Here is a 12,254-nt window from a genome sequence, read left to right as displayed (position 1 = left end):
CGGACCCGGGACACGACCGCGCAAGATCCGTTATGCAGTCTTTCCAGTGGCTCCCCCTGCGGGCCACCCCAGTGAGGAGTCGCAATGCCTGAAAAGCCCCTGACGCTCGACGTCACCATCGAGATCCCCAAGGGATCCCGGGTCAAGTACGAAATCGACCACGAAACGCACCGCCTGCGCCTGGACCGGGTCCTGTTCACCGCCATGGCCTACCCCACCCACTACGGCTACTTCGAAAACACCCTGGGTGAGGACGGCGATCCGCTGGACGCCCTGGTGATGCTCCAGGACTTCGACCTGATGCCCGGCGTGCTGGTCGAATCCCGCCCCATCGGCGTGTTCAACATGGTGGACGACGGCGGCGGAGACGCCAAGGTCCTGTGCGTTCCGGTGGATCCGCGCTTCGACCACATCCAGGACCTCTCGGACGTGTCCGACTTCCTGTTGGATGAAATCAAGCACTTCTTCACCAAGTACAAGGACCTGGAGCCGGGCAAGTGGGTTGAAGCCGCTGACTGGGCCGGCCGCGAAGCTGCCGAAGCTGAAGTGTTGGCCTCCCTGGAGCGCTTCTCCGCACAAGGCGAAGGCCACGAAGACGACCAGGCCCAGGGCCGCGACGTCGACGCCAACCCCATCAACAACTAAAGTTCCACGTCACGACGGCGGCCGGCTCCTGCGGGGCCCGGCCGCCGTCGGCGTTTAACGCCCGTTGCCGGCCCTCAGGCACTCAGTGGCCGCCGCGGGTTCTGCCCCAGGCCCAGGCACGCACATCCCCGGCATGGGTCCGGGCCGGAAAGAGCGCCACAAAAACGGCAACCCCGAGCACAATCCAGCTGTGGGTCAGCCAGGCGGCCCACAGCCCCAGGAGAAGGACCCCCGCAGAAAACAGCAGGGGAAGAAGCGGGCGGCGGTCCGGGCGAGGCGCGTGCTTCTGGCTGGTCATGCGCCAGACTCTACCCGCAGCGGCACCCGGGACGCGCCGCAACCGCAATCGGTTGTTTTCCCGGGGGTCTGACATGCTGGTGCCATGCATTTTGTGCTGACCATCAACCAACGGGATTCCCGCGACGTCGGGGACCTGGTGCCGGACCTGATCCGGTCCCTGCGGCATCTGCCTGCCGCGGTTCCCTTCCAGCGAACCATCGGTGATGAAGCCCAGGTGGTGCTGACGGATGCCGCCACTGCGGTTGAGGCGGCCCTCATCGCGGTGCGGCAGCGCCGCTGGCATGTAGGCGTGGGAGTCGGAGAACTAGAGGTCCCGCTGCCGGACAACCTGGCGGACGCACGCGGCTACGGGCTGGTCTATTCCCGGCGCGCAGTGGAACGCGCCCAGCGCACCGGCGACCGGGTCCCGCTCGCCGTGGACGGGCCGGACGGGGAGCTGGCGGCGGAGGCCGAAGCGGTGCTGCGGCTGCTCGGCCTGATTGTGGCAGCCCGGACCGAGGCAGAGTGGAAGGTGCTGGACCTGATGACTCCCGGTGCGCGCGGGCAGCAGAAGTTTGTTGCCCAGGAACTGGGGATCACCGCCCAGGCCGTGAGCAAGGCAGTGGTCCGGTCCCACTGGAGCGAGGAATGGGCCACCCGCCCCGCCGCTGCACGGCTGCTGGGCCTGGTCTACGGTCCGGCGTCGCTGCCGCCCGCAGCGCTCCCCTACCGGGTGTGAGCTAGGCCGCGCCGTCCAGCACGCTGGCCAGGACACCCACGGCGCCGTCTTCATAGACCGTGCCGGTGACCTCGGAGGCTGCGGCCAGCACCTCGTCCGGCGCCTGCCCCATGGCCACGCCGCGGGCCGCCCAGTCCAGCATTTCAATGTCGTTCCGGCCGTCGCCCAGGGCGACGGTCAGTGTGGGATCAACCTCCAGCCGGCGCCGGACCTGCTCCAGCGCGCTGGCCTTGGTGACCCCCGAAGCGGCGATATCCAGCCAAGCGGTCCAGCCCACGGAATATGTCACGCCGTGCAGGCCGATTGCTTCCACGGCTGAGCCGAATTCCTCCGCCGTGCTGTCGGTGCTGAAGACCACTACGCGTACGGCCTGCGCGTCCAGCAGGGTTTCAAAGTCCACGGCGAGGGCTTCGGCACCGAAGCTGGCGTCCTGGAAACGTTCCGTGGACAGGAACCGTCCTTCAGCGTCTTCGAGGGCGAATTTGGCCGTCGGCAGCTTTGCCCGCAGCGCTGCCAGGGCCGGCTTGGGATCAAAGACCACACGGTCCAGCACTTCGTAGCCGTCTTCCAGGGAGGGATCCAGGCGCAGGGTCACGGCGCCGTTGGAGCAGACGCAGTATCCCGTGGTCAGTCCCAGGAGTTCAAGGATGGGCAGCGCGGCCCCGAAGGACCGGCCGGTGGCCACCACCAGATGGTGTCCTGCCTCGGCGGCGGCGCGTGCGGCGCTGCGTACGCCCGGGGACATGTGGCCGTCATGGTCCACGAGGGTTCCGTCCACGTCCAGCGCTACGAGGTGCTGCTTGTCAGGTGTTTGCTGGTCTTCGATGCCAGCAGTACTCAAAGTTGTCATCGCTTTATCTAAACATCCTCCCCGGAAAGACGGTAGGACCGGTGCCGCAGGAATGCGGCGGACGGGAGATCCACGACGGCGGAACCCGGCAGGTCCCGCCGTCGTGCGTGCCTGCCGTCGCTAGAGGACCGGCAGGACTTCCAGTCCGCCCAGGTACGGCTGAAGGGCAGCGGGAACGTTTACCGAGCCGTCCGGGTTCTGGTGGTGCTCCAGGATGGCGACGATCCACCGGGTGGTGGCCAGCGTTCCGTTCAGGGTGGCGACCGCGCGGGTGCCCTTGCCCCCGCCCTGGCGTTCGCGGATGTTCAGGCGCCGGGCCTGGAAGGTGGTGCAGTTGGAGGTGGAAGTCAGCTCGCGGTAGGCGTTCTGGGTGGGAACCCAGGCCTCGCAGTCGAACTTCCGTGCGGCGGACATGCCCAGATCGCCGGCGGCGGTGTCGATGACCCGGTAGGGCAGCTCGACCTTGGCCAGCATTTCCTCTTCCCAGGCCAGCAGCCGGCGGTGCTCCTCGGCGGCGTCCTCGGGCCGGGTGTAGACAAACATTTCCACCTTGTTGAACTGGTGGACGCGGATGATGCCGCGGGTGTCCTTGCCGTGCGAGCCTGCTTCGCGGCGGTAGCAGGAAGACCAGCCGGCGTAGCGGACGGGACCGCCGTCGAGCTCGAGGATCTCGTCGGAGTGGTAACCGGCCAGCGGCACCTCGGACGTGCCGACCAGATACAGGTCGTCTTCGGCCAGGCGGTAGATCTCGGCGTCGTGGGCCACGTCGAAGCCGGTGCCCTGCATCGTCTCCGGGCGGACCAGGGTGGGGGTGATCATCGGGACGAACCCGGCCTTCACGGCCTGGTCCATGGCCATGTTCAGCAGTGCCAGTTCCAGCCGGGCGCCGACGCCGCGCAGGAAGTAGAAACGGGAGCCGGAGACCTTGGCGCCGCGTTCCATGTCGATGGCGCCGAGCAGCTCGCCGATTTCCAGGTGGTCGCGGGGCGCAAAGCCCTCGGCCTCGAAGTCGCGGGGCTTGCCGACGGTCTTAATGACCTCGAAGTCGTCCTCGCCGCCGGTGGGAACGCCGTCGGAGATCAGGTTCGGAATCCGGCGCAGCAGCGCATCGGATTCGGCCTGGATGGCGTCAGCCTCGGCGCCGGCGGCCTTGACCGAGGCGGCCAGTTCCTTCACCTCGGCTAGGAGGGCCTGCTTCTCTTCGCCCTTCGCGGCGGCAACGCGCTTGCCGAAGGCATTCTGCTCGGCACGCAGGGTCTCATAGCGGGTCCGGGCATCGCGGCGGGCAGCGTCGGCGGAAATGATCGCGTCCACAATGCTCTCGTCGGCCAGCCGGGCGCGCTGCGAGGCTCGGAATTTTTCAGGATTTTCGCGGAGCTCATTTACATCGATCACGTCTCAAGAGTACCGAAAACCCGCCGGGCCTTTGGTTTGCCGTGCGGCGGCTATTCTGAGAGGCATCATGCCCGTTGAAATTACGCTCATCCTGGTCCTCTGCGCCGCCCTGTTAGCCTCCGCGGCAACATGGGTTCTTATCGGTACCCGAGGACGGCGGCGGGCGGCTGCGGACGCGGCGGTCTTCGCCCCGCGGGGCGCGGCGCACCAGCGGGTCGCCATGGTCATCAACCCGGTCAAGGCACTGGCACCCGACGCCGAGGCGCTGCTGCGGACCTCCTGCGAGCTTGCAGGCTGGGATCCGCCGCTGATCCTGGAAACCACCGTGGACAGCCCCGGCTACCTCCAGGCACTGCAGGCACTGGAGTCCGGGGCCGACGTCGTCCTCGCTGCGGGCGGCGACGGCACCATCCGCGAAGTCTCGCGGGCCGTGGCGCATTCCGGAGCCGCACTGGGACTGATCCCGCTGGGTACCGGCAACCTGCTGGCCCGGAACCTGGACATTTCCGTGGCGGACCTGGCCGGAAACATCCGCAATTCCCTGCACGGGGATGTGCGGCAGATCGATATGGCAACCATCCTGCTGGAGGATTCAGCCACCGGCCGCACCTCCCACAACGCATTCCTGGTGATGGGCGGGATCGGCCTGGACGCCCAGGTCATCGCAGCCACCCGGGATGAGCTGAAAAAGCGGGTGGGCTGGCTGGCCTACAGCGAAGCGGGCGTCCGCCTGCTGCCGGGGCGCAGGACCCGGATGACGGTCAGCCTGGATGACGGGCCGGCGGTGTCGCAGAAGGTCCACAGCGTGCTGGTGGCCAACACCGGCCGCCTGCCGGCAGGGATCGATTTCATTCCCGACGCCGTGGTGGATGACGGGCTGCTGGACGTCATCATCATGAGCCCTCGCAGCGTCCTGGGCTGGGCCTGGGTGGCCGGCAAGGTGATGACCCGCTACCCCAAAGACCTTCCGGTGATCCGGCACCACCGGGTCCGGAAAGTCACGGTTACCGTTGCGGAGCCCACGCAGACCCAGCTCGACGGCGACCTCACCGGTCCCGCCACCGCCATCACGGTCGAGGTGGACACCGGCGCCCTGCTGGTCCGGGTGCCGCCCTCTCCCGTACTGCCGCGCGGAAAGTAGAACGGCCCCGCACCGGAGGGTGCGGGGCCGTTCCAGAGGGGCCAGGCGTTACTTGCCGTCCTGGGTGCCCTCGGAGTCGGTGTAGCCGCCTTCGCGGTCCTCGTCCGTCTTGGCGCCCTCGGCGGCGGTGTACTTGCCTTCGTCCTCATCGAGGGAGGAAGGGGAAGCCTGCTCGCGGATCAGCGCCTCTTCCTCGGCAAAGCGGATGTCGTTGCCCTGGTCGCCGACATCGCCGCGGTAGTTATCGTCATTGGTGGAGACACCGCTGGGCTTCGGGTCCTTGAGCTGCTCTTGTTCATTGGGGTACTCGCTCATGCCGGCACCTTCCTTCTGTGGTGGTTTTCCAGTGCGCCAATACTGCGCGCGCCTTCCCTCAGCATACTTATCGCCGGTGCCGGCGGAAACCCGCTTAATCCTCGAGCATGCTCCGCACCGCGGTCTCCGAGGCGGAGAATCCGGTGACCGGGATGACGTGGCCGTCGAAGAAGCGGTCCACGACGCGGGGGTCAATGTAGGACTTGCGGGCAATGGCCGGCGTGTTGCCCAGGTGGTCTGCGACATCGCGGGCCGTGGCGGCCACGGCCTTCTGCTTCGCCCGGCTGGTGGTGGCCTCCGGTGCCAGCCGGGCCAGGGACATGGCAGCCACCACCGTGGCCTGCCAGGTGCGGAAGTCCTTGGCGCTGAACTCCCCACCCGTGACTTCCTTCAAAAAAGCGTTCAGCTGGGCGGCATCAACGCTGTGCCAGGCCCCGTCAGCGCCCAGATACGCCAGGGCCGTGTCCGCGTCCGGGCGCCGGAGCATGGGCTCGAGGGCGGCGGCAAGGTCTGCGTCCTTTATTGTGGTGTGCCATTCCTGCCCGCTCTTACCGGGAAAGTCGAAGCGTACTTCCGTTCCGTCCAGATGCACGTGCTCGATGCGCAGCGTGGTGGTGCCGTAGGAGCCGTTGGCCTCCGCATACCGGGCGCCGCCGACCCGCAGCGCACCGGCGTCGACAATCCGCAGGGCGGCCGCCAGGGCCCGGTCCCCGCTGCACCCGTCGGCGCGCAGGTGCTTGGTGATCAGGCGGCGCGCTGCGGGCAGTGACTGCGCAAATGCCAGCGCGCGGTCGAATTTTTCCCGGTCCTTCATCTCGCGCCAGTGCTGATGGTAGATGTACTGCTTGCGGCCGGCGCCGTCGGTTCCCGTGGCCTGGATATGGCCGTTGGGATAGGGGCTGATCCACACCTCGGTCCACGCGGGCGGTATCGCCAGCGAACGGATCCGGGCCAGCACCGCACGGTCGGCAATGACGTTGCCGCGGATGTCGCGGTAGCTGAAACCCTTGCCCCAGCGCCGCCGGGAGTACCCGGGGTGTTCACAGTTGCTTCGCCGAAGCCGAGCCATCGTCCGCACCTTTCGCCCGCTGCGGACCGGTTCCGCCGCGGCGTCTAGCCCTAGTATCCGTTCAGCAGGGAGTCAAGCCAAATGTCGGCGGCGCGGAACGCCTCGTCGCTGGTGTGCCGGGATATTTCGGTCTCGCGGTGGTCAGCCCGCGGGTATGACCCCAGGAACCGCAGATCCGGGCTGATCCGGTGCAGGCCCTTCAGGGTGTCGGCCATCCGGGCATCGGCCACATGGCCGTCGGCGTCAATGCTGAAGAAGTAGTCGCCGAGGAACATCCCCGTGGGACGTGACTCGATCCGGCTGAGGTTCACTCCCCGCGAGGAGAACTGCTCGAGGATTTCCATCAGGGCGCCCGGGTGGTCCTCCGGCAGGGGAATCACCAGGGTGGTTTTGTCGGAACCGGTGGGTTCGGGCAGCAGCCCCGGCAGGCTGATCATCACGAAGCGGGTGACGGCGTCCCGGACATCGCCGATGTCCTCGGCCAGGACTTCCAGCCCGAGCCGCCGCGCCACCAGCGGGGCGCAGATCGCAGCGTCAAAGGACGGCTCCGCTTCGCTCAGTTCCACGGCCGCCGCCGCCGTGGAGGCCGAAGGGAGATATTCCGCATCAGGAATATTCACTGCGGCCCATTCCCGGCACTGCGCCCAGGCGTGCGTATGGGTGGAGACCGTCCGGATATCGGCCAGTGCCAGACCCGGGCGCACCGCCAGCACAAAGGTGATGGGCACCAGGACCTCGCGCAGGATCCGCAGCGGAGTTCCGGCGGACAGCGCATCGAGGGTGGCGCTGACGCCGCCCTCCACGGAGTTCTCGATCGGCACCACTGCAGCGGTGGCCCGCCCGGAGCGGACCATTTCCAGCGCGGAGTTCACGCTGGGTGCCGGAAGACGGACGGCGTCCTGCGCGCCCGGAATACTCAGCAGGGCCGCCTCCGTGAAAGTGCCCTCCGGGCCGAGGTAGGCATAGACCGGGGTTTCCCCCAGCGGGCCGGGGTGGTGCGGGGCGGCCTGGGTGTCGGCGGCGGAGGTCATTTAACGGTCGGTTCCTGCCCGTTGTCGGAAACCATGGGTTTGCCCGCCTCGAGCCAGGCACCCATGCCGCCGTTCACGTTGACGGCGGAGTAGCCGTTGGCCTCCAGCCACTGCGTGGCGCGGGCGCTGCGGCCGCCGGTGCGGCAGATGACGGCGAGGTCCTGGTCCGGGTCGAGCGCTTCGAGGGCATCGGGCAGCTGGTCGAGCGGAATGTGGAGGGCACCGTCGACGTGGCCGGCTTCCCATTCGTAGTCTTCCCGGACGTCGAGGATTTTCGCTCCCTCGGGAATGGTGTCTACGGTTACGCTCTGCATCTCGGTCATGGCTGCCCTCACTGTCGTACGGGGTGTCGCCCCGCACCGCAGTCCGGGCGCGCCCGGGCCGCCGCAGGGGCCGTTTTCTCCAGCCTATAGTGGGACGCGGTCCGAGAGAACAAACCCCCGGCACCCGCACGTACCGAAAGGCAGGCAATGCCCGCTCCCCACGAACTGACCGCAGTCGAGCTGCGGGATGCACTGGCTTCCGGCGCCCTCGGCGCCGAGGAAGTCACTATCCACTACCTGCGGCGCATCGAGGAACTCAATCCGGAGCTGGGTGCCTTCCTGACAACGACGCCGGAACTCGCCGTCGCCGAGGCGCGGGCGGCGGATGCGCGCAGGATCCGGGGCGAGAAGCTGGGGGTGCTGCACGGGGTGCCGCTGGCGCACAAGGACCTGACCGATGTTGCGGGGGTCCGCACCACTATGGGCAGCACCGCCCTGGACCCGCGGGTCGCCGAGGAGGACGCGCCCCTGCCGGCCGTGCTGCGCCGGGCCGGAGCCATCAGCCTGGGCAAAACGCAGGTTCCGGAATTCGGACTCAGCAGTTACAGCGAGAACCGGGTGGGTCCGCCGGCGCGGAATCCCCGGGATCCGCGGCTCAGCCCCGGCGGCTCCTCGGGTGGCAGCGCAGCCGCTGTGGCCGCAGGCCTGATCCCCTTTGCGCCGGGGACCGACGGCGGCGGCTCCGTGCGCATCCCGGCAGCGGCGACCGGCCTGGTGGGCCTCAAACCCAACCGCGGGCGGATCCCGTCCGGCTCGGCGCAGCAGGACCTCGGACAGTTCGTGGTGGCCGGTCCGCTGGCCCGGACCGCAGCGGATGCGGCCCTGCTGCTCGATGCGATGGTGGACGAACCCAACTACCGCGCCACCAGCGCGGCACCGGTGCCCGGGACCTTCCTGGCCGCCGCGCTGCGCGCCGAGGGCCGGTTCCGGATCGGGGTCAGCACCCGCTCGCCGTTCGAGTCCCGGCTGGATATCCGGCTTGATCCCGAGGCGGTGCAGGCGCTCGACGCCGGCATTGCGGCCCTGAGCAGTGCCGGCCATGACCTGGCGGACGCGGACCTGGTGTATGACGAGCGGTATCCGGACGCCTTCCAGGTGGTGTGGACGGCCGGGCTGGCCACCGCCGCCCTGCCGCCGGGCGGCGGAGACCGGCTGACCGATCTGGCGGCGGTGATGCGGCAGCGGGCGCTTCGGCGCAGCGCCGCGGACCTGGTGGCCGCCGTCGACGTCCTGCGGACCTTCGAGGCCGAGACCATCCGGCAATACAGCGCCTACGACATGATCCTGACCCCCGCTCTCGGGATGACGCCGCGTCCCATCGGCTGGTACGGCAGCGGCCACGAGGCGCCTGAAGACCGCGCGGATGAGGACTACGCCCGTCAGTGCCGCTACTCCCCGTTCACATCCATGGTGAATGTCTGCGGCCTCCCGGCCATTACCCTGCCGGTGCTGGACACGGAGGCCGGACTGCCGATGGGTGTGCAGCTGATCGGGCGTCCGGGTGCGGAAGCGGATCTCCTGGCCGTGGCAGCGCAGCTAGGCTACTGACCGCCCGGATTAGAAGAGGCTTGCCAGCAGCCGATCGGATTCCCGCTGCCCCTCGATGTCGAACGCGCCGCCGGTCACCAGCAGCTCGTCCGAACCCGAGGAGGCCGCCAGTTCCTCGAGCCGGCCGTGCACCTGTCCCGCTGTCCCGTAGACGGAGGTGGCAAGGGTGGCGCGGACCAGGTCCTGCTGCCGTGCGGACAGGGCGGCGGCGCCCTCCGCGCGTGACAGGGCGGGGAACACGCCCTTGGTCCGGGAATCGGCCATGGCATGCGCCTCGGGCAGCAGCAGTTCCCTTGCCTTCTCCTCACTGTCCGCCACGGCAACGTTGACTGCCGCCAGCACGTAGGGCCGGGGAAAGCGGTCCGAGGGACGAAACGCCGAGCGGTACCGCTCCAGTGCGCCCGTCTGCCCGGCGCTGTTCCGCCGGAACAGTGCCGGGCCGCCCAGGACGACGCCGAGGCCCGCCCGGGCTGCTATTTCCACTCCTGCTCCGGTGGCAAGCACAAACACCGGCGTCCGTCCGCTGTCCCGGGGACGCGCGGTGATCGGTGCGGTGCCGTTGAGGTAGGCCAGCAGCTGTCCCAGCTGCTCCTCGAACTGCTCCGCCTCGGCCGGCCCCGCCTGCAGTGCGGCGCGCACCGCCGGAGTGAAACCGACGGACCGGCCCAGCCCGAGATCGATCCGGCCGGGATACAGGGCCTGCAGGGTGGCGGCCTGCTCAGCCACGACCAGCGGCTGATGGTTCGGCAGCATCACGCCTCCGGAGCCGATCCGGATGCTCCCGGTGCGTCCGGCCAGAGCAGCCATCAGGACGGCGGGAGTCGAACCGGCAATTCCCGCCACCGCGTGGTGCTCGGCCACCCAAAAGCGCCGATATCCGAGCCTGTCCGCCATCTCCGCCCGCTGGAGCACGGCCGAGAGTGCATCAGCTTCCGAAAAGCCCTCACGGTTGTTCGCGCGGTCGAGGATGGAAACGGGAACACTGAGGCGGGCCATACCCCTTCCAACCCGGCCTCCCGCTAGGGAATTCCGGACCGGTCGCGCAAATCCTTCCGTCATGCAGGCTTACAAGCATGTAATGCAGGCAAAAGCATCCGTTTTGCCTGTGATTTTGGGCACTCAGGGATGGCAACCTTCCTTGTCCCCGGCGGATTCTTTCGGATTTGCCTGCTTGACCACCTGCCGAGAGTGGGAATATTAAACTCGTGAGCCATACCCCCAGTACCTCAGGCGTAAAAGAAGCGCGTAAAACCTTCTTCGGCCATCCCCGGATGTTGGCCAACCTCTTCAGCGTTGAGCTGTGGGAGCGATTCTCCTTCTACGGCATGCAGGGCATCCTGCTGTATTACATGTACTACAGCACCACCGACGGCGGCCTCGGCATCAACGAGGCCGTTGCTGTGTCGCTGGTCGGTGCGTACGGCGGCGGTGTTTACCTCTCCACCATCCTCGGTGCGTGGCTGGCGGACCGGGTCTTCGGCGCCGAACGGGTGCTGTTCTATGCTGCAGCCCTGGTCATGCTGGGCCACATTTCCCTGGCCGTGCTGCCCGGCGCCGTCGGACTGGCCTCCGGCCTGATCCTGATCGCCCTGGGTTCCGGCGGTGTGAAGGCCAACGCGACGTCGCTGGTCGGCACCCTGTACGACGAAAAGGACCAGCGCCGCGACGCCGGCTTCTCCATCTTCTACATGGGCATCAACATCGGCGCCCTGATCGGCCCGATCCTGACCGGCCTGGCGTGGAGCGAATACGGCTTCCACTACGGCTTCGGCCTGGCCGCCATCGGCATGGCCATCGGCCTGGTCCAGTACGGCGTGACCCGCAAGAACCTGCCCGCATCCGCCCACCAGGTAGCCAACCCGCTGCCGAAGCAGCAGTACATGAAGGTCAGCCTCATCGCAGCTGCCGCTGTGGTCGTCATTGTGCTGGCCGTTGTCTTCGACCTGTTGACCGCCAAGAACCTCGCGGTGGTGATGGCGATCCTCGCCATCGTGGCCGCCGTCGCGTACTTCGTGATCATCCTCAGCAGCAAGAAGGTGAACCGGGTGGAACGCCGCCGGGTGTACTCCTTCATGCCGCTCTTCATCGCCAGCGCTGCGTTCTGGGCCCTGTTCCAGCAGCAGTTCACGGTGGTCGCCATGTACGCGGACTCCTCACTGAACCGCAGCATCTTCGGCTGGGAAATGCCGCCGAGCTGGGTGCAGTCCATCAACCCGGTCTTCATCATCATCTTCGCCGCTGTCTTCGCCGGCGTCTGGACCAAGATGGGCGACCGCCAGCCGTCCTCCCCGCTGAAGTTCGCCCTGGGCCTGGCCGTGATGGGCCTTGCCTTCCTGGCGTTCATTCCGTTCTCCGGCGGAGCCCCGAACAGCACCCCGCTGCTGGCCATGGCCGGCATCCTGCTGCTGTTCACCTTTGCTGAACTGTTCCTGTCCCCGATCGGACTGTCCGTGGCAACCAAGCTGGCTCCGGAAGTCTTCCGGACCCAGATGGTGGCCCTGTTCTTCCTGTCCGTCTCCCTGGGCACCACCCTGGCCGGCTGGCTGGCACAGTTCTACGACCCGGAAACCGAAGTCAGCTACTTCACCTTCAGCGGGGTCACCGCGATCATCCTGGGCATTGCCCTGGCCGCGGCCACACCGTCGATCAAGAAGCTCATGGGCGGCGTGCGCTAAGCACCCGGAGCTTTTCCAAGGACGGCGGTACCGGAATTTTCCGGTACCGCCGTCCTTTTTTATGTTGCGTCATGTGCTTGGAGGCGCCCCGCCGGCATGGCTAGGATGGTCCCAGCTTCAGGAGACACGGCCGCCAAGCTCCGACTTGGCCGTGCACCAACCCCATGCTTCGCGGGTGGTTCGGATGACGAAGCGGCCTGCACCGCCCTTCGGGCATCCGGTGCGGGCAAGAGCACGGATTCCA

13 protein-coding genes and 1 riboswitch are annotated in these 12,254 nt (G+C 67.7%); of the genes, 5 read left to right on the top strand and 8 right to left on the bottom strand.

Going from position 1 to position 12,254, the window contains the following annotated elements:
• Nucleotides 1-99: 99 nt before the first annotated feature.
• Nucleotides 100-645, top strand: coding sequence for an inorganic diphosphatase (locus NNX37_RS05980; RefSeq protein ID WP_255791532.1), 546 nt, complete (start codon nt 100-102; stop codon nt 643-645).
• Nucleotides 646-727: 82 nt separating this feature from the next.
• On the opposite strand, the gene NNX37_RS05975 is transcribed toward NNX37_RS05980, so the two are convergent.
• Nucleotides 728-943 carry a hypothetical protein gene (locus tag NNX37_RS05975; protein ID WP_255791389.1) on the bottom strand — a complete coding sequence of 72 codons (216 nt, stop codon included), beginning with the start codon at nt 941-943 and terminating at the stop codon, nt 728-730.
• Nucleotides 944-1,027: 84 nt separating this feature from the next.
• Between NNX37_RS05975 and NNX37_RS05970 the strand changes: the two genes are divergently transcribed.
• Nucleotides 1,028-1,663 carry a hypothetical protein gene (locus NNX37_RS05970; protein ID WP_255791388.1) on the top strand — a complete coding sequence of 212 codons (636 nt, stop codon included), beginning with the start codon at nt 1,028-1,030 and terminating at the stop codon, nt 1,661-1,663.
• Nucleotide 1,664: 1 nt separating this feature from the next.
• Here NNX37_RS05970 and NNX37_RS05965 read toward each other — a convergent pair whose 3' ends face one another.
• Both NNX37_RS05965 and serS read right to left on the bottom strand, forming a co-directional pair.
• Nucleotides 1,665-2,513: an HAD family hydrolase gene (locus tag NNX37_RS05965; RefSeq protein WP_255791387.1), complete on the bottom strand. Its 849-nt coding sequence runs from the start codon at nt 2,511-2,513 to the stop codon at nt 1,665-1,667.
• Nucleotides 2,514-2,633: 120 nt separating this feature from the next.
• On the bottom strand, nt 2,634-3,908 hold the full coding sequence (gene serS, locus NNX37_RS05960; protein WP_255791386.1) for a serine--tRNA ligase: 1,275 nt from the start codon (nt 3,906-3,908) through the stop codon (nt 2,634-2,636).
• 67 nt (nt 3,909-3,975) lie between these two features.
• Here serS and NNX37_RS05955 point away from each other — a divergent pair, with 67 nt between their 5' ends.
• Nucleotides 3,976-5,049: a diacylglycerol/lipid kinase family protein gene (locus tag NNX37_RS05955; protein WP_255791385.1), complete on the top strand. Its 1,074-nt coding sequence runs from the start codon at nt 3,976-3,978 to the stop codon at nt 5,047-5,049.
• A 48-nt stretch (nt 5,050-5,097) separates the two neighbouring features.
• On the opposite strand, the gene NNX37_RS05950 is transcribed toward NNX37_RS05955, so the two are convergent.
• The 4 genes from NNX37_RS05950 to NNX37_RS05935 form a co-directional block, all read right to left on the bottom strand.
• Complete coding sequence (locus NNX37_RS05950; RefSeq protein WP_255791384.1) at nt 5,098-5,364, bottom strand: hypothetical protein; 267 nt, start codon at nt 5,362-5,364, stop codon at nt 5,098-5,100.
• Between the two features lie 94 nt (nt 5,365-5,458).
• Complete coding sequence (locus NNX37_RS05945; protein WP_255791383.1) at nt 5,459-6,433, bottom strand: DNA topoisomerase IB; 975 nt, start codon at nt 6,431-6,433, stop codon at nt 5,459-5,461.
• A 50-nt stretch (nt 6,434-6,483) separates the two neighbouring features.
• Nucleotides 6,484-7,464: a prephenate dehydratase gene (gene pheA, locus NNX37_RS05940; RefSeq protein ID WP_255791382.1), complete on the bottom strand. Its 981-nt coding sequence runs from the start codon at nt 7,462-7,464 to the stop codon at nt 6,484-6,486.
• A complete protein-coding gene (locus NNX37_RS05935) occupies nt 7,461-7,787 on the bottom strand; it encodes a rhodanese-like domain-containing protein (protein ID WP_255791381.1) in 327 nt (108 codons plus the stop codon). The genes pheA and NNX37_RS05935 overlap by 4 nt, the downstream gene beginning before the upstream one ends.
• A 147-nt stretch (nt 7,788-7,934) precedes the next feature.
• Here NNX37_RS05935 and NNX37_RS05930 point away from each other — a divergent pair, with 147 nt between their 5' ends.
• Nucleotides 7,935-9,335 carry an amidase gene (locus tag NNX37_RS05930; RefSeq protein ID WP_255791380.1) on the top strand — a complete coding sequence of 467 codons (1,401 nt, stop codon included), beginning with the start codon at nt 7,935-7,937 and terminating at the stop codon, nt 9,333-9,335.
• Nucleotides 9,336-9,344: 9 nt separating this feature from the next.
• Here the strand turns inward: NNX37_RS05930 and NNX37_RS05925 are convergent, their stop codons facing one another.
• The gene (locus tag NNX37_RS05925; protein WP_255791379.1) at nt 9,345-10,331 is read right to left on the bottom strand and encodes an MsnO8 family LLM class oxidoreductase; all 987 of its coding nucleotides are present in this window, start codon (nt 10,329-10,331) and stop codon (nt 9,345-9,347) included.
• Between the two features lie 209 nt (nt 10,332-10,540).
• On the opposite strand from NNX37_RS05925, the gene NNX37_RS05920 reads away from it, so the two are divergent.
• On the top strand, nt 10,541-12,010 hold the full coding sequence (locus tag NNX37_RS05920; protein WP_255791378.1) for a peptide MFS transporter: 1,470 nt from the start codon (nt 10,541-10,543) through the stop codon (nt 12,008-12,010).
• Nucleotides 12,011-12,125: 115 nt separating this feature from the next.
• A riboswitch (SAM riboswitch) is annotated at nt 12,126-12,249 on the top strand.
• The last annotated feature ends 5 nt before the right edge of the window (nt 12,250-12,254 follow it).

It is taken from the genome of Arthrobacter zhaoxinii (assembly GCF_024385505.1).
Classification (GTDB): Bacteria; Actinomycetota; Actinomycetes; order Actinomycetales; family Micrococcaceae; genus Arthrobacter_B; species Arthrobacter_B zhaoxinii.
Note: the sequence above shows the minus strand (reverse complement) of the source record. Positions and strands in the feature narration are given on the sequence as shown.

Bases quoted from the DNA above. Each gene is read 5' to 3' on its own strand.
- pheA (WP_255791382.1), bottom strand. From the start codon at position 7,464: ATGACCTCCGCCGCCGACACCCAGGCCGCCCCGCACCACCCCGGCCCG.
- NNX37_RS05955 (WP_255791385.1), top strand. From the start codon at position 3,976: ATGCCCGTTGAAATTACGCTCATCCTGGTCCTCTGCGCCGCCCTGTTA.
- NNX37_RS05925 (WP_255791379.1), bottom strand. From the start codon at position 10,331: ATGGCCCGCCTCAGTGTTCCCGTTTCCATCCTCGACCGCGCGAACAAC.
- NNX37_RS05965 (WP_255791387.1), bottom strand. From the start codon at position 2,513: ATGACAACTTTGAGTACTGCTGGCATCGAAGACCAGCAAACACCTGAC.
- NNX37_RS05935 (WP_255791381.1), bottom strand. From the start codon at position 7,787: ATGACCGAGATGCAGAGCGTAACCGTAGACACCATTCCCGAGGGAGCG.
- NNX37_RS05945 (WP_255791383.1), bottom strand. From the start codon at position 6,433: ATGGCTCGGCTTCGGCGAAGCAACTGTGAACACCCCGGGTACTCCCGG.
- NNX37_RS05950 (WP_255791384.1), bottom strand. From the start codon at position 5,364: ATGAGCGAGTACCCCAATGAACAAGAGCAGCTCAAGGACCCGAAGCCC.
- NNX37_RS05930 (WP_255791380.1), top strand. From the start codon at position 7,935: ATGCCCGCTCCCCACGAACTGACCGCAGTCGAGCTGCGGGATGCACTG.
- NNX37_RS05975 (WP_255791389.1), bottom strand. From the start codon at position 943: ATGACCAGCCAGAAGCACGCGCCTCGCCCGGACCGCCGCCCGCTTCTT.
- NNX37_RS05970 (WP_255791388.1), top strand. From the start codon at position 1,028: ATGCATTTTGTGCTGACCATCAACCAACGGGATTCCCGCGACGTCGGG.